Origin of the sequence: Kitasatospora sp. NPDC058492 (assembly GCF_042720685.1) — a bacterium.
GTDB lineage: Bacteria > Actinomycetota > Actinomycetes > Streptomycetales > Streptomycetaceae > Kitasatospora.
The window spans coordinates 147,204-173,458 of record NZ_JBHXMU010000005.1 but is presented as its reverse complement, the minus strand read 5'-3'; the positions used below and the strand labels follow the sequence as shown (position 1 = coordinate 173,458).

Sequence of the window (26,255 nt, the reverse complement as noted above, 5' to 3'; positions counted from 1 at the left end):
CGCAACTCGCCGACCCGGCCGACGCCGACCCCCTTCACCGACCCGCCCCCCGCCCGTGGGCCCCGGCTCACCCCTGATTCACCACCACGGGTAAGGAGCCGAACGGACCCGCCCGCCCCGACCCGGAGGACCCGATGCCCGCCGACCACGACACCCCACGCCCCGCCCGCCGCGACCTCCTCCGCACCGGCCTCACCACAGGAGCCGCCGCCGCCCTCGGCCTCGCCGCGACCACCCCCGCCGCCGCCTCCGCACCCGGCGCCCCCGCCACCCCGGGCACCCCCGGCGCCCCCGGCACCGAACGGACCCTCACCCTCACCGGCCACCTCCCCACCGGCGCCCCCGACTTCGTCCACCTCCCCGTCGAAGTCCCCGCCGGCGTCCGCGAGATCGCCGTCAGCTACGGCTACGACAAACCCCCCGTTCCGGCCGGCACCCCCGGCAACTCCTGCGACATCGGCATCTTCGACGAACGCGGCACCGACCTCGGCGGCCCCGGTTTCCGCGGCTGGTCCGGCGGTTTCCGCACCGAGTTCAGCCTCGCCCGCGACGCCGCGACCCCCGGCTACCTCCCCGGCCCGATCAACCCCGGCACCTGGCACCTCGCCCTCGGCCCCTACCAGATCGCGCCGCAGGGGCTGGACTACCACGTGCAGGTCACCCTCCGGTTCGGCGCCCCCGGGCCGGCCTTCGCCCCGCACTACCCGTCCGAGCGGGCCCGCGGCCGCGGCCGCGCCTGGTACCGGGGCGACTGCCACCTGCACACCGTGCACTCCGACGGCCGGCGCCTCCCGGAGGAGGTGGCCGCCGGCGCCCGCGCGGCCGGCCTGGACTTCATCGTCTCCACCGACCACAACACCAGCTCCTCGCACGCGGTCTGGGGCCCGCTGGCCGGCCCCGACCTGCTGATCATCCCGGGCGAGGAGATCACCACCCGCAACGGCCACTGGCTGGCCCTCGGCCTCGAAGCGGGCCAGTTCGTCGACTGGCGCTACCGCTCCCGCGACGAGGAGTACCCGCGCTTCGTCCGTCAGGTCCACCGCTCCGGCGGCCTGGTGGTGCCCGCGCACCCGTACTGCCCGTACGTCGCCTGCCAGTGGAAGTTCGGCTACGAGCAGGCCGACGGCGTCGAGGTGTGGAACGGGCCCTGGACGTACGACGACGAGTCCGCGGTCGACACCTGGGACGGCCGGCTCGCCGTCGCCCTGCGCGAGGGCCGTTCCTGGCTGCCCGCCCTGGGCAACAGCGACGCGCACAGCGCCCCGCAGATCATCGGCTCCCCGCACAACGTCGTCCTGGCCGAGGACCTCACCCGGGACGCGATCCTCGACGGGCTGCGCGACGGGCGCAGCTGGCTCGCCGAATCCGCGGCCGTCCAGCTGGAGTTCACCGTCACCGGGCACGGCCGCCGGGCCGGCATCGGCGAGGAGCTGGCCGTCCCGGCGGACGCCCCGCTGGACGTCCGGCTCACCGTCTCCGGCGTCCCCGGCGGGACGGTCCGCCTCCTCACCGACGAGGGCCAGCTGCACCAGGAGTCACTGCCCGCCGACGGCTCCGGCACGGTGGTCTGGCGCACCACCGCCTCGCTCGCCGCCTACGTCCGGGCCGAGGTCCGCCACCCGAAGCCGGACGGGTCGCCCGGCAAGGGCAACGCGATGGGCCCGGACCTCCCCTGGGGCCCGATGGCGGCCCTCACCAACCCGATCGTGCTGCGCGTCGAGGACCGCTGAGGCGTCCGGAGCAGGAGTGGGGACGACTCGGGGCACCGGCGTGGACTAGGTTGATCCCCGAAAGCACCAGTCGTAGGGACGAGGCGGTCGGCTGTCCGTATCCGGGCCGGCCGGCCCTTCCGCACTCCGACCGCCTCGCCCCGGCTACCCGTCCGTCCCCGGCCCGCGAAGGGATCAGCAGCTGTGAACCGTACGACCGTAGGTGGGCCGGAGCTCGGGGGCGGCCGGGGCGCCGGCGGCGTCCTCGTCCTCGTCGACCCGGCCGGGGCCGGCCAGAGCCCGGTCGCGAGCCGGCTCGCGGAGGAGCTGCACCCGAGCGTCCACCTGCGTGCGCACGACTTCCTGCGGGTCATCCGGCGCGGCCAGCTCCCGCCGCACCTCCCCGAGGCCGAGCGGCAGAACACCACCGCCCTCGCCGCCGCCGCGCAGGCCGCCTTCGCCTACGCGACCGGCGGCTACCAGGTCATCGTCGAGTGCCCGGCCGCCCCGCCCACCCTGGACACCTTCCGCCGCGAGAGCCGCACCACCGGCGCCGCCCTCCACCTCGTCGTCCTCCAGCCCACTCCGGGCGCCGTCCCCGGCCCGCACACCCTGGACACCAGCTCCCTCACCCCCGCCGGCGCCGCCGAGTCCATCCTCGCCGCCCTCACCCGCCGCACCCACCTGCTCGGCTGGTGACCCTCCGGGGTGCCCAAGGCCCCGTCCCCGGGCACCCGGCGCGCACGGCTACGCCCCCACCACCCCGTCGATCGCCTCCCGCAGGAAGTCGGCGTGCCCGTTGTGCCGGGCGTACTCGTGGATCAGGTGCAGCATCACCAGCCGCAGCGACACGTCGGCGTCCCACCGGGCCTGGTACCCGGTGACGTCGAGGGTCTCGGCGGCGCGCTCGATGCGGCGCGCGTGTTCGACCTCGGCCTGCCAGACGGCGAAGGCCTCGGCCCGGGTGGCGCCGGTGGCGTCGTACGCGGCCTGGAAGTCGCCGTCCTGCGACCAGACCAGCGGGACGTCCTCGCCGTCGATCACCCTGCGGAACCAGGTGCGCTCCACCTCCGCCATGTGCCGGACCAGCCCGAGCAGGGTCAGGGTGGACGGCGGGCTGGAGCGCCGGCGCAGCTGCTCGTCGGTCAGGCCCTCGCACTTCAGGGCGAGGGTCGCCCGGTGGAAGTCCAGGAAGCCGCGCAGCATCTCGCGCTCGCCGCCGCTGAGCGGCGGTGCGGGGCGCTGGTCAGGGATGTTCACGGTGTCGCTCTCCTCAAACCCTCGGGAATCCCCGCGGACTGTAGCGAACCGGCCGTCCGCGCCCGGTAGCCGCCCCCGGTAGTGCGGCGGTGTTCTGAGCCCCCCGGGCCACCTCCGCGCCCCTTTCCCGCCCCGGACCGGGGTCCATCACGTACCGTGTTCGGATCACCACCGGTTTGGGTACGTACCTCGGCGCGCCCGACGGGCGCCGAGCACCGCGGTGCCGGTCACAGCGCCGCCACATCGTCACGCAGCACGTTCAGCGCCCCCGGTCCGGGGTCGTCACTCCACCGCCGAGACCGGGTACATCACACACCGGGAGACCGACCATCATGAGCCACGACCACATCCCCGCCCCCGTACGCCGGACCTACGGTGCCGGCGATCTGTCCCAGGCCGCGAGCTTCGCCGGTGGATTCATCAACTTCGGCTACTGGCAGGACATGGACCTCACCGCCCCGACGACCGAGGACCGGGTCCACAGCCAGGAACAGCTCTACCGCCGGGTCCTGCGGGAGTTCGCGGAGCCACGTGAGCGGCTGCGGCTGGCCGAGGTCGGCTGCGGGCGCGGGCTCGGCGCGGCGCTCGCCCTGCGCGAGTTCCGGTTCGGGGGCGTGACCGGCGTCGACATCCACCCCGACCAGATCGAGCGCGCCCGCGCCGTCAACGCCAAAGCCCTGGCCACCTACCCCGATCGGCTGGCCTACACCTTCGGATCGGCCAACCAACTCCCCTTCGCCGACGGCTCCCTGGACGGCGTCTACTCCGTCGAGGCCGCCCAGCACTTCCGCGAACTCACCGGCTTCGCCCGCGAGACCGCCCGCGTCCTACGCCCGGGCGGCCGGCTCGTCGTGACCACCTTCTTCGCCGCCGCCGGACCGGACATCACCGAGCGCCTGAACATCCTCCTCGCCAGCTTCGCCGACGGCCTCGACGTCCCCCACCCCCTCGCCGCCTTCACCAGCGACCTCACCGCGGCCGGCTTCACCACCATCACCACCGAGTCCATCGGCGACGCCGTCTGGCCAGGCCTCGACCGCTACCTCACCGACGCCGTTCCTCCCGGTCACTGGAGCCGCAACTTCCTCCCCGCCTGGCGCAGCGGCCTCCTCGACTACCACGTCGTCACCGCCACCCGGCCCGGGCCGGCGGAAACGGCCCGCCAGTCGATCTGACGAGCCGTCCTGCCCCCCCCCGGTACGTCGCGGGGCCCTGACGCCCCCTCCGCCGTCCGCTCCGGGCCCGGCGGGCGCCCGCCGGCCGCGACGCGCCGGATCAGCCGACCGCCGCCCCCACCCGCGGCGACGGCTCGGCCGCCGGGCCGGCCAGGGCCGCCAGCCGGCGCAGGCCGGCCCGGCGCTGGAGCGCGCCGAGGCCGACGGTCGCCGCGCCGAGGGCCAGCCAGCCGGCCGGACCGGCCGTCATCACCACGCCGGTGAGCAGCAGCGGGCCCACCGACTTCTGCACCGACTGGGCCATCCCGGCCACCCCCAGGTAGGAGGCCTGGGCCCCTGGGGGCGCCAGGACGACCGCCAGCTCCCAGGAGCTGACCGAGCGCATCAGCTCCGCCAGCGTGACGAGCATCGCCGCGGCCAGCAGCGCGAGCGAGGCCGTCCAAGGCCCGCCGCCGGTGGCGAGCGCGGTCAGCAGGCAGCAGCCGAGCAGCGTCAGGCCGTACCAGCCCACCGCCGCGGCTGCCCCGCGCGGGCCCTGCGCCCGCGCCGAGACGCGCAGTTGCAGGAGCACCACGAGCACCGTGTTGAGGATCAGGAAGACCGGGACGACGGCGTGCGGCGCGCCGGTGTGGTGGACGAGCCAGAGCGGCAGGCCGACGTTGAGGATCGAGTCGTCCAGGTTCAGCGGCATGTCCAGCGCAACGAACAGCAGGTAGCCCCGGTCGCGCCAGGGGCTCGGAGCGGCTGCCGCGGCGGCGGGTTCCTCCTCGGAGGCCGCGGCGACCAGGCCGCGCCCGGCCGGCTCCCGGGTGCGCCAGACCAGGACGGCGGCGAGGGCGAAGGAGAGTGCGTTGGCCACGATCAGCGCGCGGTAGGCGTTCGTGGTGCCCATCGCCAGGCCGATCGCCGCGATGCCCGCGCCGAGCGCGTACCCGGCGTTGGCCACGCTGCGGAACAGCGCCTGGTACGTGCCGCGCCGCTCGCCCGCGATCCGGGTGGCGAACAGCATCTCCAGGGTCTTGGCCGCGCGTTCGGCCAGACAGGTCAGGGCGACGGCGGGGAGCAGCGTGGCGAAGTCGTCGACGACCAGCAGCAGGCCCATCGTTCCGATCCGCAGCAGGTGGCACCCGATCAGCAGCCACCGCACCGGCAGCCGTTCGGCCGCCCGCCCGGCGAGCGGGGACCCGGCGATCCCCGCCGCCGCGCCCACGCCCAGCAGCACGCCGAGCTGCCGGGCGTCCATCCCGCACACGTAGGTGAAGTACAGCACCGAGGCCGCCGCCCACACCCCGCTCCCGGTCCGGTCGACGCACTGCGCCAGCAGCATGATCCGCGCGTCGCGCCCGCCCGGCGGCTTCCGCAGCTGCGCCATCAGTCCGTTCCCCCGCATGGCAGGCCCCCGTTGCATGATCGACATCAATCTCGACATCAAGATACTTCACGTCGAGATAGATGCGGAAGCCCCGGCCGCACACCCGCCGGGCCCCGAACCTCGGACCTCGACGGCGGGCGGGCGGTGCGCCACACTCTCCCCAGCAGCATCCGCGCTCCCAACGCACCGGCACGACGTCACGATCCACCGCCACATCGGAGAGCCACACGGTGACCACTCGTCAACTGCTGGAGATCGCCTTCTCGTCCGGCCGGGCCGGGTCCGGCCCTGCCACCTGGGGCCAACAGGCCATCTGGGACGTCCTGAGCCGGCTCACCCCGGCCGACGCGCCGCGCTACAACATCGCCGCGGCGGCGCCGCTCGACCCCGGGCTGCCGCTGCCCGCCCTGCTCGCCGGCCTGGAGGGGCTGCTCCACCTGCACGACTCGCTGCACACCCGCCTGGTGCCGGGCGAGGCCGGCCGGTTACACCAAGTGGTCGACGCCGAGGGCCGGTTGGAGGTGGAGGTGCGGCACTGCGCGGAGCCGGCCGATCCGGTCGAGGCGGGCGCGCGGCTGCACGAGGAGCTGGCGGCACTGCCGTTCGACACCGCCACCCAGTGGCCGATCCGGGTCGGCGTGGTGGAGGCGGGCGGGTCGGCCCGGTACGTGAGCCTGGTGCTCTCGCACACCGCGGTGGACGGCACGGGGATGAACCGCCTGGTGGCCGACCTGACCGCGCTCTGCCAGGGCACCTCGCCGGACGAACTGGCCAAGATCCGCGAGCCCGCCCAACAGCCGCTGGAAGAGGCGGAGTTCCAGGCCTCCGAGCGCGGTCGGCGGCGGGACGAGGGCGCCCGCAAACAGTTCCTGCGCAAGCTCCGGCTGGCCCCGGCCCGGCTGTTCCCCCCGCCCGGCGAGCCGGCCACGCCGGGCGCCAGGTTCCCGAACGCCGTCCTGCGCTCGCCCGCGCTGCCCCGCGCCGTGGACCAGGTGGCGGCCGCCCACCGGGTGACGCCCTCCTCGGTGCTGCTCGCGGCGACGGCGGCGATGACGGCCCGGCTGTCGGGCTCGACGGAGGCGGTGCTGAACGTCGTGGTGAACAACCGCTTCCTGCCCGAGCTGACCAACGCGGTGAGCGTGGTCGCGGGCGACGGGCTGTTCCACCTCCCGGACGCCACCGCCGAGTTCAGGGACGTCGTCCGGCGCACGAACGCCGCCGCGATCGGCGCCTACCGCCACGCCTACTACGACAAGCTGCGACTGCAGGCCGAGATCGGGCGGCTCGCCGCCGAGGGCGTCCCGCTCGCGGACCGGTCCTGCATCTTCAACGACACCCGCGAGCTGGTCACCGCCTCCCCCGACACCGGGACGGGCGAGGAGACCACCCTGACCTGGCCGGTGGAGTTCGAGCCCCGCCCCGGCCTGACCTACGCCCTGGACGCACTGCAGTCCCCGGGCGCACTGAGCCTGACCATGACGGCCGACCCCGCGGTGCTCCCGCGTCCGGCGATGGAGCGCTTCCTGTACGGGATCGAGGAGTTGATCCTCACCGAGGCCCGCACCCTCGGAGCAACCTAGGCCTGTCCCGAGACCGGAGGGCACCGCGCACCACGCGGCGCCCTCCGGCGCCTCCCCGCCACCCGCCGCTCCCCCCGGGCCCGTTGGCCCCGCCGCTACGCTGGGCCCATGCGGATCCTCCTCCTCGGCGGCACCTCCTTCGTCGGCCGCGCAATCGCCGACGACGCCCTGCGCGGCGGCGCCGAGGTCGCCCTGTTCACCCGCGGCCGGACCAACCCCGGTCTCTTCCCCGCCGCCGCCCACCTGATCGGCGACCGCGACACCGGCGACTACACCGCCCTGCGCGGCCGCTGGGACGCGGTGGTGGACGTCAGCGGCTACCGCCCCCGCCAGGTCGGCCAGGCCATGGACGCACTCGGCGACCGGGTCGGCCGCTACCTGTTCATCTCCAGCCACGCGGTGTACGAGCGCGCCGGCCTCGCCCCCGGCTCGGACGAGTCCGCCCCGCGCCGCGCACCCCTGCGCGACGCCGAGCAGCTCACCGAGGAGACGTACGGCCGGCTCAAGGTCGCCTGCGAGGACGACGTCACCGCCCGCTACGGAGACCGGGCGACGATCGTGCGCCCCGGAAAGGTGGCCGGCCCCCACGACGAGCAGCGCGGGCTCACCTACTGGGCGCGCCGGGCCGCCCGGGGCGGGCGGATCGCGCTGCCGGGGCGGCCGGAGCAGCCCGTCCAGGTGGTCGACGTGCGCGACCTGGCCCGGCTGGTGGTCCGGCTGCTCCAGGACGGCCGGGCGGGCGCCTTCCACGCCGTCGGCCCGGCCGAGCCGACCACGCTGGGCGGGCTGATCGCCACCTGTGCCGAGGTCGCGGGCGCCGAGGTGGAGGTCGTCCCGGTGCCGCCGGAGAGCGCGCCGCCGCCGTTCTTCCCGCTGGTCCGGGCCGCGCCGCTCTGGCCCGGACAGCAGCGCAGCGCCGCCCGGGCCAGGGCGGCCGGGCTGCCGGCGACCCCGCTCGCGGTCACCGCCGCCGACGTGCTCGCCTGGGACCGCGAGCGCGGCGAACCGCCCCTCGGCCACGGCTTCACGCCCGAGCAGGAGGCCCGGGTGCTGGCCGAAGCGACGGGGTCGAGGCCCTGAACGGCCGCCGACCCTGCACAGCACGACCGGTCAGGACGGACTGCCGGACGGCCAGCCCGTCCTGACCGGTTGTCAGTGTCACGCGCTATGGTCGGCCCCGAACGATCCCACCAGCACCTGCACAGCACCGCCAGGGGGCACCATGACCGCGCACCGCACCACCGCGCACAGCGCCGGCCCGCGCACCACCCCGCTCGACGCACCGCTCAGCACCGCCGATCTCGTCGACGGCTGGCGGCGGGTGGGCGTCCGCGAGGGCATGGCGATGATCGTGCACTCCTCGCTCTCCAGCCTCGGCCGGGTCGACGGCGGCGCCGCGGCCGTGGTGGCCAGCCTGCGCGAGGCGGTCGGGCCCGGCGGCACGGTCGCGGTGCCCACCTTCACCACCGCCGTCGTCCGGGACCCGGCACCGGAGCACGCCGGCCTGCCGAGCCCCGAGGTCGCCGAACGGCGCGCCGCCGTCCCGCTGTTCCACCCCGGGCTCCCCTCCCCGATGGGCGCCGTACCGGAGGCGCTGCGCGCGCTGTCGGAGAGCCTGCGCAGCACGCATCCGCAGGCCTCGGTCGCCGCGGTCGGGGCGCACGCCCGCGAGGTCACCGCCCGCCGCTCGCTGGGCTTCGCGGTCGGCCGCGAGTCGCCCTTCGGCGCGCTGCACGACCTCGGCGGGTACGTGCTGCTGATCGGTGTCGGGCACAACCGCAACACCTTCCTGCACTACGCCGAGACCTTCGCGCCCAACCGCCGCCTCAAGCTCCGGCGCTTCCCGATGGCGATCCAGGGCGAGCGGGTCTGGATCGAGGCGCCCGACGTGGGCGACGACAACGACACCCACTTCCCGCTCGTGGGAAAGGAGTTCGAGGAGCGGGCGGGCATCCGCGAGGTGCTGGTCGGCAACGCGCCCTGCCGGCTGATCCCGGTCCGGGAGCTCATACCCTTCGCCGTCCGCCGCCTCACCGAGCTGCTGGCGGCGGACGGCCTCGGAGCGGCGTAACCCGATCGACCGCCCGCTTCCTCAAGCGGCCGACCGGACCACGCCCGTCACCAGGTCACCAGATCACCAGGTCACATCCGGGGGCTCAACGCACCCAGACCTCAATGCTCCTCGTCGTGCAGCGAGTTGGTCTCCTGGATCTTCTTCCAGGACTTCGGCTCCGCCGGCAGCTGCCCGTCGGCCTGTCCCGCGCCCGCACCCGGCGCGAGCGAGGCCGCCGCTGCGGCCGGCGCCGGCCCGACGGCCGGCTTCGAGGCCGTGAACAGCCAGGTGGCGAAGAGGTCCCCGAGCTTCTTCCCGGAGACCTTCTCGGCGTACGCCTGGAACTCCGGGACGGAGGCGTTGCCGTAGCGGCGCTCGGTGGGCCAGCCCTTCAGGATCTGGAAGAACTTGTCGTCCCCGACGGCATTGCGCAGCGCCTGGATGGCCACCGCGCCCCGGTCGTAGACGGCGTTCGCGAACTGGTTGGCGGCGCCCGGGTCGCCCGGCTTGACGGTCCAGAAGGGGTCGTCGGCCGGGTGCGAGGCGTAGACGTAGTCGGCGATTTCCTGCGCCGTGCCCTCGTTCTCGTGCTCGGACCAGAGGAACTGCGAGTACCGGGCGAAGCCCTCGTTCAGCCAGATGTCGCTCCAGTGCGAGACCGAGACGCTGTCGCCGTACCACTGGTGGGCCAGCTCGTGCACGACGACGGAGGTGTTGGAGCCGCGCGCGAACTGCCGGGGGCTGTAGAAGACCCGGGTCTGGGTCTCCAGGGCGAAGCCGGTCTTGACGTTGGGCACGTAGCCGCCGACGGAGCTGAACGGGTAGTCGCCGAAGTAGCCGCTCAGCCAGTCGACGATCTCGCCGGTGCGCTCGACGCTGGCCTTGGCCGCGTCGGTGTTCTCGCCGAGGTCCTTGCTGTACGCGTTGTAGACGGGCAGCCCGCTCGGCGTGGAGTCGGTCGTGACGTCGAACTTGCCGACCGCGAGGGTGGCCAGGTAGGTCGCCTGCGGCTTGTTCTCGCGCCAGCTGTAGCGGGTCCAGCCGGCCTGGGAGACGGCGCCGGCCAGGATGCCGTTGCTGATCACCTGGTTGCCGTCCGGCACCTGGACCGAGACGTCGAAGGTGGCCTTGTCGCTCGGGTGGTCGTTGCTCGGGAACCACCACCACGCCGACTCGGGCTCACCGGCGGCCACCGCGCCGTCCGGCGTGCGCAGCCAGGCGGTGAAGCCGTACTTCTTCACGGTGGACGGGACGCCCTTGTAGCGGACCACCACGGTGGCCTGGCTGCCCTTGGCGAGCGGCCGGGCGGGCGTGACCTCCAGCTCCTGCTCCCCGCTGGTGGCGAAGGTCGCCGGACGTCCGTTGACCCGGACCTCCTGGACGTTCAGCGCGAAGTCGAGGTTGAAGCGGGAGAGGTTCTCGGTCGCCGTGGCGAGGATGGTGGTGGCGCCCTCCAGTTCGTCGGTGGCGGGCTGGTATTTCAGCCGGATGTCGTAGTGCGAGACGCGGTACCCGCCGTTCCCGTAGGTCGGGTAGTACGGGTCTCCGATGCCGGCCGCGCCGGGTTGGAAGTCGGCCGCCGAGGCGGGGACGGCCAGGAACAGGCTCAGGGCGCTGGCAGCAGAGACGATCAGCCTCTTGCGCACGTGGTCCTCCAGGGTCACTGGGACGATGGGTCGGATCGATCCATGTCCCGGCGGCTCCCGGTCCACTCCCCAATTGTGAGATGTTCATGAAAAGAAACAGGCCGACATGGCGCCGCCGCGACACCGCCACACACCCCGGGGACCCCCTGCGCCCCACCCGCCCCTCACGCCCCGGCCCCCGCCCCCCTCACCCGCCGAGCGTCACCGGCGCCCGCACCAGCGAGCCGTACTCCGTCCACGAGCCGTCGTAGTTCTTCACGTGCGGGTACCCCAGCAGCTCGGTGAGCGCGAACCAGGTGTGCGCCGACCGTTCGCCGATCCGGCAGTACGCGATCACCTCGCGCTCCGGTTCCACACCCTTCCCCCCGTACAGCGCCCGCAGTTCCTCCGCCGAGCGGAACGACCCGTCGTCGTTGGCCGCCTGCGACCAGGGGACGTTCACCGCGCCGGGGATGTGCCCGGGCACCTGCGCCTGCTCCTGCGGCAGGTGCGGCGGCGCGATCAGCTCGCCCCGGTACTCGGCGGGCGAGCGGACGTCGACCAGCACCGCGTCCGAACCGGGCTTGGCGAACAGCTCGGCCTTGCCGAGCACTTCGTCCCGCAGCGCCCGCAGCTCCGGGCGCTCGGGCCCGGTCAGCCGGTAGGAGGTGTGCTGGTAGTCCATCACCTCTTCGGTGAGCCCGCGCCCCTCCAGCTCCCACTTCTTGCGCCCGCCGTCCAGCAGCCGCACGGGCCCGAAGCCGCGCAGCCGCAGCAGCCAGTAGGCGTACGCGGCGAACCAGTTGTTGTTGCCCCCGTAGAGCACCACGGTGGTGTCGTCCTCCACGCCGGCCGCCCGCAGCAGGTGCTGGACGCCCTCCCGGCCGGCGTAGTCGCGGCCGACCCGGCTGTGCAGGTCGGTGGTCCAGTTCCAGCCGATCGCGCCGGGGATGTGGTCCCGGTCGTAGGCGGCGGTGTCCTCGTCCACCTCGACGACCCGGATCGTCCCGTCGTCCAAGTGGCGGGCCAGCCACTCGGTGCGGACCAGCGCCTCGGGGTGTGCGTAGCCGTTGCCGGTCATCCCAGGCCCTCCTTCGCTCTGCCCAGGCTTTCGGCGCCCGACCAGGGGCACAGCGAGCCGCGCACGGGCACGGCGGGGCGCCGGCGACCGGGCCGGACAGTTCGACGCTACGCCGACCGTCCGGCCCGGGCCACCCGGCTCAGGAGAAGATCACGGAGCGCAGCTTCAGCCGGTCGCCGAGCTTCTTGCCGGGGTTCATGACGTAGTAGACGTCGCCGTCGCAGTCGTAGTCCAGGAAGACGGTGGCCGTCGAGGTGGTGAGGTTCTCCGGCGCGAAGGCCGGGTCCTTGTCGGTGGCCCCGAACAGGTTGATGCACACGCGGCTCTCCGGGTCGGCGAGCCCGGCCGGCGTGCCGGGGAGACGGCCGACCTTGTAGAGGAAGTCGCCGGTGGCGGCGTTGGCGGAGGTCGGAACGGCGAGGACGAGGGCGACGGCGCTGGCGACGGCGAGTGCGGTGTTGCGGAGACGCATGATTGATGGCCTTTCAGGAGGTACCTGGTGGTACCTGATGCATTGATGCGAGATCACCCTAGAGGCCCAAAATCAGCAGAAACGGTTCTCCCAATCCACTCTTTCAGGTGGTTTAAGCGGCAAAGCCGCGACTTCTACCGGGAACCGTCACCCGCACCCGCCGCCCCGCGCCCGCACTCAGTTCGCCGGGGCCGAGAAGGAGTACCCCTGGTCGACCAGCACCGGCAGGTACGCCTTCAGCGCCGCCACCGTCTGTGACCGGTCGCCGCCGCCGTCGTGGTTGAGCACGATCGACCCGGGCCGGACGTTCTTGAGGATCCGCTCGGCGATCACCGAGGTCCCGGGCGTGGCCCAGTCCTCCGGGTCCACCGTCCAGCCCATCGGCCGCATCCCGAGTTCGGTGGTCACCCTGATCGCGACCGGCGACCAGTCCCCGCCGGGCGCGCGGAACCAGGACGGCTGGCGCCCGGTGGTCCGGTACAGCAGGTCGGAGGTGCGCTCCAGCTCGTCCCGCACCGCCTCGTCGGACATGTGCCGCAGGTCGGGGTGGGTCCAGGTGTGGTTGCCGATGTGGTGGCCGTGGTCCGCGATCTCCCGCACCAGCCCGGTGTTCTCGACGGCGCACTCGCCGACCAGGAAGAAGGTCGCCCGGATCCCGTACTGCTGGAGCAGCGCCAGGACGGTCGGCGTGTACCGGGGATCCGGCCCGTCGTCGATGGTGAGCCCCACCACCCGTTGGCCCGGGTCGAGTTGGTTGACCGGCTTGGCCTCCTCCTCCGTGAGCCGCCGGCGGGCGGGCATCGGCGGCGGGGCGGCGGCGGGTGTCGGCGGGGCCGGGGCGGCCTGCGGGGGCGCGGCGGAGGCGGCGGCCTGGGCCGCCTCCGGCCCCGGGGCCGGCCCGGCGGCCTCCGGCACGGCGCCCGGCGGCCTGGCCGTAGCGCCTGCCCCGGCGTCGTCCGCGCCGCTCCAGGGGCTCCCGCAGCCGGCCGCCCCGAGCAGGGACATCCCGGCCGCGACCAGCAGCAGTCGCCGCGAGGGCGTTCGCTTGGGCGTTTGTGAGTAAATCTGATGATCTGACAGCATTCTGAATGCTTCCCCCGTGTGCCGCCGCCGCTCCCCGATGGCGCCTCAGACGGGCCCGATCACCACTCCGACGGCGCAAGCGCACCCCGCCCGCCCCCGGCTTCCCCGCGACTTCCCCGACCGGACGCCCGGCCTCCCCTCCCGACCGCTACGCTGTGCCTTCCCCAGTGTGATGATCTGCCATCAGAGGACGTGGCCATGACGACAAGTCAGGACATCCCGGACCAGGGCCGGCCCGACGACGACCCCGCCGAGCTGAGCCAGTGGGAACGGTTCGGCGTCGACACCACCGCCCCCCACTCGGCGCGCGTGTACGACTACTGGCTGGGCGGCAAGACCAACTTCCCGCCGGACCGCGCCATGGGGCAGGCCATCGAGGAGGCCGTGCCGAGCGTCAAGCAGATGGCCAAGGCGAACCGCGCCTTCCAGGGCCGGGCCGTCCGCCACCTCGCCCGGGAACACGGCATCCGCCAGTTCCTCGACCTCGGCACCGGCATCCCCACGTCGCCCAACACCCATGAGATCGCCGAGGCGGTCAGCCCCGGCACCCGGGTGGTCTACGTCGACAACGACCCGATCGTGCTCGCCCACGCCCGCGCCCTGATGGTGTCCAGCCCGGCCAGCCGGACCACCTACATCCACGCCGACCTGCGCAAGCCCGAGGAACTGTTCACCGACCCGGCGCTCACCGCCACGCTGGACCTCACCCAGCCGGTCGGCCTGCTGATGATCGCCGTGCTGATGCTCATCGCCGACGAGGACGACCCGTGGGGCCGGGTCGCCGCCCTGCGCGACGCCCTGCCCGCCGGCAGCTGCATCGCCCTCACCACCCCCACCCAGGACTTCGACCCGGAGGCGGTCGGCAAGGTCACCGAGGCCGCCCGGGCCGGCGGCATGACCCTCGTCCCGCGCACCCACGACGACGTCCTGCGCTTCTTCGACGGCTGGGACCTGGTCGAGCCGGGCCTCTCCCCCGTCCTCGCCTGGCGCCCGGACGGCGAGCCGCCGGCCGACCCGAAGGCCGCGTACTACTGGGGCGGCGTCGCCGTCAAGCGCTGAACCCGCGCCGGGCCCGCTCCCACCGGAGCCCCACAGGAACCCACCCCGGGCGGGGCGGGCCGCACCAGGCCCGCCCCACCCGCGCCCTCACCCCAGCAGCCCCGCCCCACCCGCGCCCTCACTTCAGCAGCCGCGACAGCCGCCGGTCCGCCAGCGGCTTCCCCCCGGTCTGGCAGGTCGGGCAGTACTGCAGCGAGGAGTCCGCGAAGGACACCTCGCGCACGGTGTCCCCGCAGACCGGGCAGGGCAGGCCGGTCCGGCCGTGCACCCGCAGCCCCAACTTCTTCTCCGCCTTGAGCTCCCCCGCCGCCAGCCCCCGCGAGCGCTCCACCGCGCCGCGCAGCGTGGCGCCGAGCGCCTCGTAGAGCCGCGCCGTCTCCTCCTCGGTCAGGCTGGACGCCGGCTTGTACGGGGACATCCGGGCCGCGTGCAGCACCTCGTCCGAGTAGGCGTTGCCCACCCCGGCCAGCACGCCCTGGTCCCGCAGCACGCCCTTGAGCCGGCGCCGGTCGCCGCTCAACAGGGCGGCGAAGTCCGCCAGGGTGAACGCCGGGTCCAGCGGGTCGGGGCCGAGCCGGGCCACCCCGGGCACCTCGGCCGGGTCCTTCACCACGTAGACCGCGAGGCCCTTCTTCGTCCCCGCCTCGGTCAGGTCGAAGCCGTCGCCGGCCTCCCCGGCCAGGCGCAGCCGCAGCGCCAGCGGGTTCCTCGGGCTCGGGCGCGGCGGTTCGGCGGGCAGGCCGTCCTTCCAACGCAGCCAGCCGGCCCGGGCCAGGTGGACCACCAGGTGCAGCCCGCCGGCCTCGATGTCGAGGAACTTGCCGTGCCGGGTCACCGGGCCGACGGTCCGCCCCTCCAGCGCGGTGACCGGCGGGTCGTACGTCTTCAGCGCGCTGATCGCGACCGGCTGCACCCGGGCGATGACGCGCCCGGTCAGCCGCTCGGACAGGAAGTCGCTCAGCGCCTCGACCTCGGGCAGCTCCGGCATGCGCCCAGTCTCCCGCAGCCCCGCGGCGGCCGCCCGCCCGGGGGCGCGCCTTTGCCCGGCTCCCGCGCGGGGCGCAGGCTGGAACTGCGCGCCGTACCCAGCGCCCCCCTGCGCCCCCGCCACGGAGCACCGTGATGAGCATCCTTGAGGAACAGATCGACCTCGCCGTCCCCGTCCTCGTCGCCTGGGAGCAGCTGCACCGGGTGCACGAGTACCCGCAGTTCGTCGACGGCGTCCGCAGCGCCCACCCGCACGGACGGAACCTGGCGCACCTCGGGGTGGAGGTCGACGGCGCCGAGCGGGCGGTGGACACCGAGATCACCGACCGCGGCCGGGGCCGGGTGATGTCCTGGCGGACGCTCGACGAACCGCGGCTGCACGGCGCGTTCGCGCTGCTGCCGCTGGACGCCCGGCACACCCGGCTGCAGATCCGGGTGGAGTACGACCCGGAGGCGATGCACGAGGCGTTCGGCGGGCCGCGCGGCTTCGCCCTGGCCGGGGCGATCGAGCGGACCGTACGGGACGACCTGGAGCACTTCCGGGAACTGGTCGAGGAACGGGTCGGCGCGGCGGTCAGACGCGGGTGAGCGCAGCCGGCAGGCCCGGATGAGCACGGCTGGCAGGTCCCGGTGAGCCCGGCGGCCCGACCCGCGTAAGAGCCGCATAAGCCCAGCTCAGCGCCGGTGGTGAGGCTCTTCACAGCGGACCTCCGGCCCGACCGTTTCGCTTTCAACCTATGGCAGACTCGGATGCCATGGACATCGGCCCGGTCACCAGGACGCTCCGCGCGGCGGTCTTCGCCGCGCTGGTCGTGCTGCTCGCCGGGCTCGGCCAGGTGCTGGTCACCGGCCGCGCGCTGCCGGCCGGCCCGATGGCCCTGGCCTGCGTCGCCGTGTTCGCGGTGGCGTACGCGCTGGCCGGCCGCGAGCGCGGCTACCCGGCGGTCGCGGCGGTGTTCCTGCCGCTGGAGCTGGGCGTCAGCGCACTGTTCGACTTCGCGCAGACCGCCTGCCCGTCCCTGCCGCCCGGCTCCGCGCGCGGCTTCCAGCCGCTGCTGTGCGGCGGCGGTTCGCTGGGCGGGTTCCTGCTCGGCCACGGCGTCTCCCAGCAGATCGGCGTCCTGCTGCTCCTGCTGCTGCACGCCGCGATCGCGCTGGCCGGCGCGTTCTGGCTGCGCCGCGCGGACGCCGCGCTGGCCGGCCTCGCCCGCACCGTCCGGATGCTGGGCGACTTCCTGCACCGGCACCTGCCGGCCGCCGCCCGCTGGCTGCGGCTGCTCGCCGCGCCCGTCCCGGCCCGTCCGGTGGCGCGGGTGCCGTTCCCCCGGGCCAGCCGGGCCCTGGTCCCGGCCGAGGACGTCGTCGTCCGCCCGACCGTCCGGCGCGGTCCGCCGGCGCTCGCCCTGGCCTGCTGACAGGCGCGCGCCGCTCGGCGCCGCTCCCGGCCGGTCCTCTCGCCGCGCGCCCCGCGCGCCCGCACCCCCGCACGCCCGAGAGCACAGGACGACACCTCATGAGCAACACCCGCAAGGCCGCCGCCAAGACCAACGCCACCGATCGCATGCGCGCCGCCCGCGCCCAGGCCGAGCGCTCCGACCGGATCCGCCGCCGGGTCGTGGTCGGCGGCGCCTCCGCCGCCGTGCTCGCCCTCGTGGCGGGTGTGGCCTTCGCCGTCGGCGGCTCCTCCGGCTCCGGTTCCGCCGACGCGGCCGCGAGCGGCCCGCTGGTCGTCCCCGCCAACACGGGCGGCCAGGACGGCACCGTGATCACCTACGGCAAGGCCGACGCCCCGCACACCCTGGAGATCTACGAGGACTTCCGCTGCCCGTTCTGCGAGCAGTTGGAGACCACCACCGGCAAGGCCATCCAGCAGCTCGCCGACGACGGCACGTACAAGATCGAGTACCACCTGGCGACGTTCCTGGACAAGAACCTCGGCGGCAAGGGCTCGCGCACCGCGCTGGCCGCCGTCGGCGCCGCGCTCAACGAGGGCGTGGACAAGTTCAAGCAGTTCCACGACGTGCTCTACGCCAACCAGCCCGACGAGCGCACCGACGGCTTCGGCGACGTCAACCACCTCCTCGACCTGGCCGGCCAGGTCCCCGGGCTGAAGACCGACGGCTTCGTCAAGGCCGTCCAGGACGGCACCTACGCGCCGTGGGCGGCCAAGGTCAACGAGGAGTTCAACAAGAGCGACGTCACCGGCACCCCGACCGTCAAGCTGGACGGCAAGAAGCTGGACGTCCTCACCGGCGGCAAGGCCGCCACGCCCGAGCAGTTCACCGCGATGGTCAAGCAGGTGACCGGATGACGGCCGCCGCCCCCGCCGTGCGGACGTACGGCGCGAGCCGCCCGTTCGCCTGGCTGCTGCTGATCGGCGGCGCGGTCGGCCTGTTCGCCTCCTCGGTCCTCACCCTGGACAAGATCCGGCTGCTGAAGGACCCGTCGTACGTCCCCTCCTGCAACATCAACCCGATCATCAGCTGCGGCTCGATCATGCGCAGCGACCAGGCCGAGGCCTTCGGCTTCCCCAACTCGCTGCTCGGCCTGGTCGGCTTCGGGGTCGTCATCGCGATCGGCGCCGGGCTGCTCGCCGGGGCGGCGTACCGGCGCTGGTTCTGGCTCGGCCTCCAGGCCGGGACGGTCTTCGGCATCGGCTTCGTGACCTGGCTGATGTACCAGGCGCTCTACCGGATCGGCGCGCTCTGCCCGTACTGCATGGTGGTCTGGGCCGCGATGATCCCGCTGTTCTGGTACACCACCCTGCACAACCTGCGCTCCGGGATCATCCCCACCGGCCGCGCCCTGCGCCCGGTCGTCCGCGAGGCGGCGCGCTACCACTGGGTCGTCCCGGCGCTCTGGTACGCGGTGATCGCCCTGCTGGTCCTCAACCGGTTCTGGTACTACTGGAGCACCCTGCTCTGACCCCGTTCGGCCGACCGTTCGGCCGACCGTTCGGCAGACCCGGCCGCCCGGCCCCGGGCCCTACGCTCCGGGGCCGGGCGGCTGGCCGTCAGGCGCCGCCCAGGACAGTACCTAGAAGCGGAACTCCTCGACCTCGGCCAGCAGTTCGGCCCGGCGCTCGTCATCGATGAAGGAGGCCCGGAAGGAGTTCGCGGCGAGCCGGCGCAGGGTCTCCTCGTCGAGCGCGAGGGCCTGCTGCACGGCACGGAAGTTGTCGTCGACGTAGCCGCCGAAGTACGCCGGGTCGTCCGAGTTGACGGTGACCAGCAGGCCGGCCTCCAGCATCTCGCGCAGCGGGTGGTCGGCGAGGGTGTCGATGCACCGCAGGCGGACGTTGGAGAGCGGGCAGAGCGTCAGCGGGACCTGCTCGCGGACCAGCCGCGCGACCAGCTCGCCGTCCTCCAGGCAGCGCAGACCGTGGTCGATCCGCTCGACGCCGAGCACGTCCAGCGCCTCGGTGATGTAGGACGCCGGGCCCTCCTCGCCCGCGTGCGCGACACGGCGCAGCCCGGCCTCGGCGGCCCGCCGGTAGACCTCGCGGAACTTGGCCGGCGGGTGGCCGACCTCGGCCGAGTCGAGGCCGATGCCCGCGATCCGGTCGAAGTACGGGCGGGCGGCCTCGAAGGTCTCCAGCGCGGATTCGGCGGACTCGTCCCGCAGGAAGCACATGATCAGCTGGGTGCTGATCCCGTGCCGCTCCTCGCTGCGCGCCAGCGCCCGGGTCAGGCCGTCGACCACCACGCCGAGCGGCACGCCGCGCGCGGTGTGCGCCTGCGGGTCGAAGAAGATCTCCGCGTGCCGCACCCCCGCCTCGGCCGCCCGGGTGAGGTAGGCGTCGGCGAGGTCGGCGAAGTCCTCCTCGGTGCGCAGCACGGCCATCAGCGCGTAGTACAGGTCCAGGAAGGACTGCAGGTCGCTGAAGGAGTACGCCGTCCGCAGCGCCTCGGTGTCGGCGTAGGGCAGCGTGACCGCGTTGCGGGCGGCGAGGGCGAAGGCGAGTTCGGGCTCCAGGGTGCCTTCGATGTGGAGGTGGAGTTCGGCCTTGGGGAGCGGCATGGGGGATCTGTCCGAGCTGTAGGGGGCGGGAGCGAAGAGTCCAGAAGCATTCATCCTACGATCCGTTCGATCACGACCGGCCTGACGGGCACGCCCCCCGCCACCCGAACTGGTGCACCGGCCGGGGGCAGCGGGCACCCTGGAGGAGGGGGCTTCCGCCGAGGAGGTACCAGATGCGGCACGTCGAGGATCCGCACATCCGGCCTGCGGGCGTCTCCCCGCACGCCCTGGGCAACGACACGCTCCTGCACGAGCTGGAACAGCTGCACCGCACGCGCCACGAGACCTTCCTGTACGGCTCGGAGGAAGCCCTCAAGCGGCACACCCTGCGCACCGGGCAACTGGAGGCCGAGTACCTGCACCGCTTTCCCGGCCGGCTGGTGACGGCCGGGCGGACCAGGGCCGGCGCCCGGGCCCGCGAGGCGGCGGCCCGGGTGGAGTCGCTGCCCGAGTAGACGTGCCCGCGCCACCACCGCCCGGCGGGACACGCCGGGCGGTGGTGGCGTGCCCCGGGCGGGCCTTCGGGGAGGGTGAGAGGCGCAGACGCACCGGACCCCGACCCCCCTGGGAGCCCCGCATGCCCATCGCCAGCGTCAACCCCGCGACCGGCGAGATCCTGGAGACCTTCGAACCGCTCGACGCGGCCGGCATCGAGCAGCGGCTGGCCCGCGCCGAGGCCGCGTTCCACGGCTACCGCACCACCCCCTTCGCCGCCCGCGCCGACCTGCTGCGCCGGGCCGCCGACCTGCTGGACCAGGACCGGGAGGCGATCGCCCGCACGATGACCGAGGAGATGGGCAAGCCGCTCACCGCCTCCCGGGCCGAGGCCGCCAAGTGCGCCACGGCGATGCGCTGGTACGCCGACCGCGCCGAGGAACTGCTCGCCGACGAGCACCCGGCCCCGGCCGACGTCGCCGACTCCGGCGCCGCCCGCGCCTACGTCCGCTACCGCCCGCTCGGGGCGGTGCTGGCCGTGATGCCGTGGAACTTCCCGTTCTGGCAGGTGGTCCGGTTCGCCGCGCCGGCCCTGATGGCGGGCAACGTCGGCCTGCTCAAGCACGCCTCCAACGTGCCCCGGACGGCGCTGGCGCTGGAGGAGCTGTTCCGCCGGGCCGGCTTCCCGGAGGGCTGCTTCCAGACCCTGCTGATCGGTTCGGGCGCGGTCGAGGGCGTGATCCGGGACCGCCGGGTGGCCGCGGTCACACTCACCGGCAGCGAGCCCGCCGGGCGGGCGGTCGCCGCCACCGCCGCCGACGAGGTGAAGAAGGCCGTCCTGGAACTGGGCGGCAGCGACCCCTTCGTGGTGCTGCCCAGCGCCGACCTGGACGCGGCGGTGCGCACCGCCGTCCGGGCCCGGGCGCAGAACAACGGGCAGTCCTGCATCGCCGCCAAGCGCTTCATCGTGCACACCGACGTGTACGACCGCTTCACCGCCGCCTTCACCGAGGCGATGCGGGCGCTGCGCGTCGGCGACCCGATGGAGGAGGCGACCGACGTCGGCCCGCTGGCCAGCCGCCAGGGCCGGGACGACCTGGAGGAGCTGGTCGAGGACGCCCGCACCCACGGCGCCCGGGTCGAGTGCGGCGGCGGACGCCCGGAGGGCTGGGACACCGGCTACTTCTACGAGCCGACGGTGCTGACCGGCATCACCCCGGCCATGCGGATCCACCAGGAGGAGACCTTCGGCCCGGTCGCCACGGTCTACCGGGTCGCCGACCTGGACGAGGCGGTGGCGCTCGCCAACAACACGCCGTTCGGGCTCAGTTCCAACGTCTGGACCCGGGACGAGGGCGAGCAGGAGCGCTTCGTCCGCGACATCCAGGCCGGCGGGGTGTTCTTCAACGGGATGACCGCCTCCCACCCGGCGCTGCCGTTCGGCGGCGTCAAGCGCTCCGGGTTCGGCCGGGAGCTGTCCGGGCACGGGATCCGGGAGTTCTGCAACATCACCACGGTGTGGATCGGCTGAGCACCCCCGGATCCGCAGGCACGAACCGAGCCCGGCTCGGACCCGGCCGGGTCAGGACGCCACCCGGTGCCTGCCCCGGCCGGGCGTCATCCAGCGGGCGACCACGCCGACCAGGGCGAGGACGGTCGCTCCCCAGACGATGGCCATCAGCACCAGCATCGGCAGCCAGCTCACCTGGGCAGCGACCATGCCCAGGCCGAGCGAGAGCGCGACCATGACCACCACGGCGGTCGGGTTGAGGCTCAGCAGCCAGTGCCAGGCCCGCTGCGCCGGGCTCCGGCGCTGCGGCGGGGCCTCGGGGTCGGTGTCGGTGTCGGTGTCGAGTTCCTTGTAGGTCAGCAGGTCCATCGGGATCGCCTCCGGTTCTCGGGGGGCTGCCGGATCCGCGGGGCTCAGGAGGCCTTGCGCGGAGCCGTGGACTTTCCGGTCGCGGTCCTTCCCGCCACGGCCTTTCCGGTCGCGGACTTTGCGGTCGTGGTCTTCTTCGCCGGGGCAGTCCTCTTCGCCGAGGCCGCCTTCCCGGCGGCGGGCTTCTTCGCCGGGGCGCGCTTGCGGGTCGCGGGCTGCTCGTCCTCCGGTTCGTCCGTGTCGGGCCCCGCGTCGGGCCCGGCGGCGTGCCCCCGCCCGCCCTTGGCCCGCTTGAGGCTGCTGCGCAGCGCCTCCATCAGGTCGATCACGTTGTCGGGCGCCTCGCCCGGATCCTCCTCGTGCGGGAGCTCGACGCCCTCCAACCGGGCCGTGATCACCTGCTGGAGCGCCTGCTGGTAGTCGTCGTGCAACTGGGCGAGGTCGAAGTCCTCGGAGAGGGTGTCCATCAGCGACCGCGCCATCTTCAGCTCCTGCGGCCGGACGGTGACGTCCCCCTCGGGCGCGATGCCGGCCGCGGGGCGGACCTCGTCGGGCCAGATGCAGGTCTGGAGCACCAGCGTGCCGTCGTGCACCCGCAGCACCGCCGGGGATTCCCGGGTGCGCAGCGCGATCTTGGTGACGGCGATCTGCCCGGACGCGGTGAGCGCGTCGCGCAGCAGGGCGTACGGCTTGGCGGCGGCCTGGTCGGCGACGCCCACGTAGTAGGCCTTGGAGAACATCAGCGGGTCGATCTCGCCGGCGTCCACGAAGGCCAGCACGTCGATGATCTTCTTGCTGGGCAGCGGCAGGTCGGCGAGGTCCTCGTCGGTGAGCGTGACGGTCCGGCCGTCGGGGGACTCGTAGCCCTTGGCGATCTCCGCGTACGGGACTTCCTTCTCCTCCCGCTCGCAGTACCGCTTCATCCGCACCCGTCCGCCGTCCTTGGCGTGCACCTGGTGCAGCGGGACGTCGTGCTCCTGGGTGGCCGAGTAGAGGTGGACGGGGATGCTGACCAGCCCGAAGCTGATCGTCCCCTTCCAGGTGGTCTGCATGGGGGTCGCTCCTTCCCGGAGCGTGCCGAGAATCCCACTGTGCCTGGGTTTGCCCCGATCGGCCACACCGGGCCGACAATGAGCCGAGGAGGTCGATGCCGATGACCGTCCGGAGCCGTGGGCAGGGCGCAGCGCCGCCGCCGGAGCGGACCGTGTACCGGGTGGTGTACGCGGTGCGGGGCGAGGCCGGCGTGCGGCGGGCGGAGGTCGAGGTGGTTCCCGGGTACTCGCAGGAGGGCGACATCCCCCGGATCCTGGCGGCGCGGCTGACCGGCCGGCCCGCGGACGCGGCGCGGATCACCGTGCTGGACCTGCGCGGGCCGTGAGCCGCGACAGGGCTCCGACCGGGCCCCGAGCGCCGCCGACGCATTGGCGGTGCGTCAGATTTGAGCTTTTCGCACCCCTTTTCCACCCGCTCTGACCTGGCTTTTTATGTCCGGTTACCGAACATTTACGGATGCTCTGTTCCGATACTCGGCCGTAGAAGTTAGGTTGCACCGCAATGCGCGGGTCCGTCCCCCACCCTCCGGCGCAACGAGCCGAGGGTCGCGCCGCGCGCTGGAAAGGCACAGGGCTCATCTGATGAGTGCGGACACCACCAGGCCTGCGGCAGCCGCCCAGGTCCCCCAGCAGGCCGGGCCGCCCGGGCACGGCGGCGAGGGCCATCTGAAGGCGGGGCTCAAGAACCGCCACCTGTCGATGATCGCCATCGGCGGGGTGATCGGCGCCGGCCTGTTCGTCGGCTCCGGCGCGGGCATCGCCTCCACCGGGCCGGGCATCCTGCTCTCCTACACGCTGGCCGGTGTGCTGGTCGTGCTGGTGATGCGGATGCTCGGCGAGATGGCGGCGGCCGACCCGCAGAGCGGCTCGTTCTCGGCGTACGCGGACCGCGCGCTCGGCCGCTGGGCCGGGTTCACCATCGGCTGGCTCTACTGGTTCTTCTGGGTCGTGGTGCTCGCGGTGGAGGCCACCGCCGGCGCGAAGATCCTCAACGCCTGGATGCCCGGCGTGCCGCAGTGGGCGTTCGCGCTGCTCGTGATGGCGGTGCTGACCGCCACCAACCTGTTCTCGGTCGCCTCCTACGGCGAGTTCGAGTTCTGGTTCGCCGGGATCAAGGTGGTGGCGATCGCCGCGTTCCTGGTGATCGCCACGCTCGCCGTCTTCGGCGTGCTGCCCGGCACCCACGCGGTCGGCACCAGCAATCTGACCGGCCACGGCGGCTTCCTGCCGCACGGCGTGGGCGCGGTGTTCACCGGCATGCTCACGGTGGTCTTCGCCTTCATGGGCAGCGAGATCGTCACCCTGGCCGCGGGCGAGTCGGAGGACCCGGAGCGCGCGGTCAGCAAGGCCACCAACAGCGTGATCTGGCGCATCGGGATCTTCTACCTGGGCTCGATCCTGCTCGTGGTCACCCTGCTGCCGTGGGACTCGGACGCCGTCAAGGGCAGCCCGTACGTGGCGGTGCTGGAGCACGTGGGCATCCCGGGCGCCGGCCAGGTGATGAACGTGATCGTGCTGACGGCCGTGCTGTCCTGCCTCAACTCCGGGATGTACACGGCCTCCCGGATGGCCTTCTCGCTCGGCCAGCGCGGGGACGCGCCCAAGGCCTTCGCGACCGTGACCAAGCGGGGCGTGCCGCGGGTGGCCATCCTGTCCTCGGTGGTCTTCGGCTTCGTCGCGGTGTTCTTCAACTACACCTCGCCGGACACGGTGTTCGCGTTCCTGCTCAACTCCTCCGGCGCGGTTGCGCTGTTCGTCTGGCTGGTGATCTGCTTCTCCCAGCTGCGGATGCGCCGGATCATCGAGCGGGAGGCTCCCGAGCGGCTGACCGTCCGCATGTGGCTGTACCCCTACCTGACCTGGACGGCCATCGGCATGATCGGGTTCGTGGTGGCGTACATGTTCACCGACGCCGACGGGCGCAAGCAGATGTACCTGTCGCTGGTCGCCGCGGCGATCGTGCTCGCGGCCTCGGCCGTGGTGGGCCGACGGCGGCGGGCCGCGGTGGCGGCGGGGTCCTGACCCGTCCGCGCCGCGCGACAGTGCCGGGTCCGGGAGCCGTTGCGGAGGCTCCCGGGCCCGGTGCCGTTCGCCGGACACGAACCACAGTTTGACAATGGCACGTCAAGGGGGATACCTGGGCATGGCGCTCCCCCACGAGCGCTCCCCCACCCCCCGGGAGACCCCTTGCCACCCCTCCCCGCCCCCGCGTCCGCGCGCCTGCGCTTCGGCCACCGGCTGCGCCACTGGCGCGAGGCCCGCGGACTCAGCCAGGCCGAACTCGGCCGCCTGCTCGGCTACCACAACTCACTGATCAGCCGAGTGGAGAACGCCCGCCGCTGGCCACCGCCGGGGCTCCCCGCCCGGGCCGACGAACTCCTGCTCACCGGAGGCGAGTTGGCCGCCCTGTGGCAGCCCGTCCGGCAGGAGCGGGAACACCTCGGCGAACTCGCCGCCCCCGCCCTGCCGCCCCTCGGCGAGAGCGGCACAGGGCCCCCGACGGGCCGACCGGACGCCGCCACCTTCGCCGTGCTCGGCCACCTGCTCGACGTCTACCGCGCGGCCGCCGCCCACACCGGCGGCGAACAGCTGGCCACCGTCCTCGAACACCACGCCCGCACCCTGGCCGCCTGGCAGCACGCCGCCCCGCGCGAAACCGCCCCCGCCGTCCGCTCGCTCGCCGCCCGCTACGCCGAACTCGCGGGCTGGGCCCACTTCGAGGGGGACCGCCGCACCCGCGCGCTCGGCTGGTACGCGGCCGGACTGGAATGGGCCCGCGCCGCCGACGACCAGCCGACCGCGGCCGCCCTGCTCGCCCGGCAGAGCACCCTGCACTGGTGGAGCGGCGACCCGGCCACCGCGCTCGCCCTGGCCGAGGCCGCCCACGCCACCGCCCGCACCCTGCCCGGCCTGCGGGCCTGGGCCGCCCTCGCCCAGGCGCACGCCCACGCGCTGGCCGGCGCGGCGCCCGAGACGTGGCGGGCGATGGCGGACGCCGAACGGCTGACCGAGGCCGCCCTGCGGGCCGGCGAGCCGGTGCCCGGGGCCGCCCGAGCGGCCCTGGTGCTGGGCGTCGCCCACGGCACCTGCCACCGGGACCTCGCCGTCCGCACCGGCCGCACCGCCCACGCGCACGCGGCGGTGGCCCACCTGGGCGCCGCCCTGGGGCGCCTGGACCAGGCCGCCCACCCGCACGACCACGCCCTGGTCGCCGGCCGCCTCGCCGGGGCGTACGCCCGGGCCGGGCGCCACGAGGCCGCGGCCGCCGTCCTCTCCCGGCTGCCGCCGGACGCCACCGGCCGGATCGCCTACGAGCGGCGCCGGGCCCGGGCCTGGCTGGGCGGCTCGACGGCGCACCGGCCCCCGGCGGACGGCTGACGGCTGACGGCTGACGGCTGACCGCTGACCGCTGA

Annotated in this window: 26 protein-coding genes; 16 read left to right on the top strand and 10 right to left on the bottom strand. The window is 74.0% G+C overall.

The window, feature by feature from the left end; all coding sequences use genetic code 11:
• Positions 1–134 precede the first annotated feature (134 nt).
• Both ACFWPI_RS05615 and ACFWPI_RS05610 read left to right on the top strand, forming a co-directional pair.
• On the top strand, positions 135–1,730 hold the full coding sequence (locus ACFWPI_RS05615) for a CehA/McbA family metallohydrolase (RefSeq protein WP_380380281.1): 1,596 nt from the start codon (positions 135–137) through the stop codon (positions 1,728–1,730).
• A 183-nt stretch (positions 1,731–1,913) separates the two neighbouring features.
• The gene (locus ACFWPI_RS05610; RefSeq protein ID WP_350883659.1) at positions 1,914–2,408 is read left to right on the top strand and encodes a hypothetical protein; all 495 of its coding nucleotides are present in this window, start codon (positions 1,914–1,916) and stop codon (positions 2,406–2,408) included.
• Between the two features lie 48 nt (positions 2,409–2,456).
• On the opposite strand, the gene ACFWPI_RS05605 is transcribed toward ACFWPI_RS05610, so the two are convergent.
• Positions 2,457–2,915 carry a DinB family protein gene (locus ACFWPI_RS05605; RefSeq protein WP_380343078.1) on the bottom strand — a complete coding sequence of 153 codons (459 nt, stop codon included), beginning with the start codon at positions 2,913–2,915 and terminating at the stop codon, positions 2,457–2,459.
• A gap of 386 nt (positions 2,916–3,301) precedes the next feature.
• Between ACFWPI_RS05605 and ACFWPI_RS05600 the strand changes: the two genes are divergently transcribed.
• The gene (locus ACFWPI_RS05600; protein WP_380380283.1) at positions 3,302–4,144 is read left to right on the top strand and encodes a class I SAM-dependent methyltransferase; all 843 of its coding nucleotides are present in this window, start codon (positions 3,302–3,304) and stop codon (positions 4,142–4,144) included.
• A gap of 100 nt (positions 4,145–4,244) precedes the next feature.
• Here the strand turns inward: ACFWPI_RS05600 and ACFWPI_RS05595 are convergent, their stop codons facing one another.
• Entirely contained in the window at positions 4,245–5,516 is a 1,272-nt protein-coding gene (locus ACFWPI_RS05595; protein ID WP_380424599.1) for an MFS transporter, read from the bottom strand.
• 230 nt (positions 5,517–5,746) lie between these two features.
• On the opposite strand from ACFWPI_RS05595, the gene ACFWPI_RS05590 reads away from it, so the two are divergent.
• The 3 genes from ACFWPI_RS05590 to ACFWPI_RS05580 all read left to right on the top strand — a co-directional run bounded on the left by ACFWPI_RS05590 (position 5,747) and on the right by ACFWPI_RS05580 (position 9,167).
• The gene (locus tag ACFWPI_RS05590) at positions 5,747–7,096 is read left to right on the top strand and encodes a condensation domain-containing protein (RefSeq protein ID WP_380377271.1); all 1,350 of its coding nucleotides are present in this window, start codon (positions 5,747–5,749) and stop codon (positions 7,094–7,096) included.
• 108 nt (positions 7,097–7,204) lie between these two features.
• A complete protein-coding gene (locus ACFWPI_RS05585) occupies positions 7,205–8,176 on the top strand; it encodes an NAD-dependent epimerase/dehydratase family protein (RefSeq protein ID WP_380377272.1) in 972 nt (323 codons plus the stop codon).
• Positions 8,177–8,318: 142 nt separating this feature from the next.
• Complete coding sequence (locus ACFWPI_RS05580) at positions 8,319–9,167, top strand: aminoglycoside N(3)-acetyltransferase (RefSeq protein WP_380377273.1); 849 nt, start codon at positions 8,319–8,321, stop codon at positions 9,165–9,167.
• A gap of 101 nt (positions 9,168–9,268) precedes the next feature.
• On the opposite strand, the gene ACFWPI_RS05575 is transcribed toward ACFWPI_RS05580, so the two are convergent.
• From ACFWPI_RS05575 to ACFWPI_RS05560, 4 genes are all read right to left on the bottom strand, one after another.
• Complete coding sequence (locus ACFWPI_RS05575; protein WP_380377274.1) at positions 9,269–10,795, bottom strand: M1 family metallopeptidase; 1,527 nt, start codon at positions 10,793–10,795, stop codon at positions 9,269–9,271.
• A gap of 187 nt (positions 10,796–10,982) precedes the next feature.
• Complete coding sequence (locus tag ACFWPI_RS05570) at positions 10,983–11,855, bottom strand: sulfurtransferase (RefSeq protein WP_380377277.1); 873 nt, start codon at positions 11,853–11,855, stop codon at positions 10,983–10,985.
• 139 nt (positions 11,856–11,994) lie between these two features.
• Positions 11,995–12,327: a hypothetical protein gene (locus tag ACFWPI_RS05565; protein ID WP_380377278.1), complete on the bottom strand. Its 333-nt coding sequence runs from the start codon at positions 12,325–12,327 to the stop codon at positions 11,995–11,997.
• A gap of 177 nt (positions 12,328–12,504) precedes the next feature.
• A complete protein-coding gene (locus tag ACFWPI_RS05560) occupies positions 12,505–13,410 on the bottom strand; it encodes a polysaccharide deacetylase family protein (protein WP_380377280.1) in 906 nt (301 codons plus the stop codon).
• A gap of 198 nt (positions 13,411–13,608) precedes the next feature.
• Between ACFWPI_RS05560 and ACFWPI_RS05555 the strand changes: the two genes are divergently transcribed.
• The gene (locus ACFWPI_RS05555; RefSeq protein WP_079135406.1) at positions 13,609–14,469 is read left to right on the top strand and encodes an SAM-dependent methyltransferase; all 861 of its coding nucleotides are present in this window, start codon (positions 13,609–13,611) and stop codon (positions 14,467–14,469) included.
• A gap of 118 nt (positions 14,470–14,587) precedes the next feature.
• Here ACFWPI_RS05555 and ACFWPI_RS05550 read toward each other — a convergent pair whose 3' ends face one another.
• Positions 14,588–15,457, bottom strand: a complete 870-nt coding sequence (locus tag ACFWPI_RS05550; RefSeq protein WP_380377282.1) for an Fpg/Nei family DNA glycosylase — start codon at positions 15,455–15,457, stop codon at positions 14,588–14,590.
• Positions 15,458–15,591: 134 nt separating this feature from the next.
• Here ACFWPI_RS05550 and ACFWPI_RS05545 point away from each other — a divergent pair, with 134 nt between their 5' ends.
• From ACFWPI_RS05545 to ACFWPI_RS05530, 4 genes are all read left to right on the top strand, one after another.
• Positions 15,592–16,044, top strand: a complete 453-nt coding sequence (locus tag ACFWPI_RS05545) for an SRPBCC family protein (protein WP_363369629.1) — start codon at positions 15,592–15,594, stop codon at positions 16,042–16,044.
• Positions 16,045–16,193: 149 nt separating this feature from the next.
• The gene (locus ACFWPI_RS05540) at positions 16,194–16,871 is read left to right on the top strand and encodes a hypothetical protein (protein WP_063346431.1); all 678 of its coding nucleotides are present in this window, start codon (positions 16,194–16,196) and stop codon (positions 16,869–16,871) included.
• Between the two features lie 98 nt (positions 16,872–16,969).
• Positions 16,970–17,767 (top strand): DsbA family protein, encoded by a 798-nt coding sequence (locus ACFWPI_RS05535; protein WP_380377284.1) that lies wholly within the window; start codon positions 16,970–16,972, stop codon positions 17,765–17,767.
• Entirely contained in the window at positions 17,764–18,381 is a 618-nt protein-coding gene (locus ACFWPI_RS05530) for a vitamin K epoxide reductase family protein (RefSeq protein ID WP_380377285.1), read from the top strand. The genes ACFWPI_RS05535 and ACFWPI_RS05530 overlap by 4 nt, the downstream gene beginning before the upstream one ends.
• A 111-nt stretch (positions 18,382–18,492) precedes the next feature.
• Here ACFWPI_RS05530 and ACFWPI_RS05525 read toward each other — a convergent pair whose 3' ends face one another.
• Positions 18,493–19,476 (bottom strand): adenosine deaminase, encoded by a 984-nt coding sequence (locus tag ACFWPI_RS05525; RefSeq protein WP_063346434.1) that lies wholly within the window; start codon positions 19,474–19,476, stop codon positions 18,493–18,495.
• A 173-nt stretch (positions 19,477–19,649) separates the two neighbouring features.
• On the opposite strand from ACFWPI_RS05525, the gene ACFWPI_RS05520 reads away from it, so the two are divergent.
• Complete coding sequence (locus tag ACFWPI_RS05520; protein WP_063346435.1) at positions 19,650–19,931, top strand: DUF6158 family protein; 282 nt, start codon at positions 19,650–19,652, stop codon at positions 19,929–19,931.
• Between the two features lie 122 nt (positions 19,932–20,053).
• On the top strand, positions 20,054–21,442 hold the full coding sequence (locus ACFWPI_RS05515) for an NADP-dependent succinic semialdehyde dehydrogenase (protein ID WP_380343024.1): 1,389 nt from the start codon (positions 20,054–20,056) through the stop codon (positions 21,440–21,442).
• A gap of 51 nt (positions 21,443–21,493) precedes the next feature.
• Here the strand turns inward: ACFWPI_RS05515 and ACFWPI_RS05510 are convergent, their stop codons facing one another.
• Positions 21,494–21,790, bottom strand: a complete 297-nt coding sequence (locus ACFWPI_RS05510; RefSeq protein WP_380377287.1) for a hypothetical protein — start codon at positions 21,788–21,790, stop codon at positions 21,494–21,496.
• A gap of 44 nt (positions 21,791–21,834) precedes the next feature.
• Positions 21,835–22,842, bottom strand: coding sequence for a Ku protein (locus tag ACFWPI_RS05505; RefSeq protein ID WP_380377288.1), 1,008 nt, complete (start codon positions 22,840–22,842; stop codon positions 21,835–21,837).
• A 101-nt stretch (positions 22,843–22,943) separates the two neighbouring features.
• Between ACFWPI_RS05505 and ACFWPI_RS05500 the strand changes: the two genes are divergently transcribed.
• The 3 genes from ACFWPI_RS05500 (at position 22,944) to ACFWPI_RS05490 (ending at position 26,220) form a co-directional block, all read left to right on the top strand.
• On the top strand, positions 22,944–23,168 hold the full coding sequence (locus ACFWPI_RS05500) for a hypothetical protein (RefSeq protein ID WP_380377289.1): 225 nt from the start codon (positions 22,944–22,946) through the stop codon (positions 23,166–23,168).
• A 256-nt stretch (positions 23,169–23,424) separates the two neighbouring features.
• Positions 23,425–24,864, top strand: coding sequence for an amino acid permease (locus tag ACFWPI_RS05495; protein WP_063346440.1), 1,440 nt, complete (start codon positions 23,425–23,427; stop codon positions 24,862–24,864).
• 165 nt (positions 24,865–25,029) lie between these two features.
• On the top strand, positions 25,030–26,220 hold the full coding sequence (locus tag ACFWPI_RS05490; RefSeq protein ID WP_380343018.1) for a helix-turn-helix domain-containing protein: 1,191 nt from the start codon (positions 25,030–25,032) through the stop codon (positions 26,218–26,220).
• The last annotated feature ends 35 nt before the right edge of the window (positions 26,221–26,255 follow it).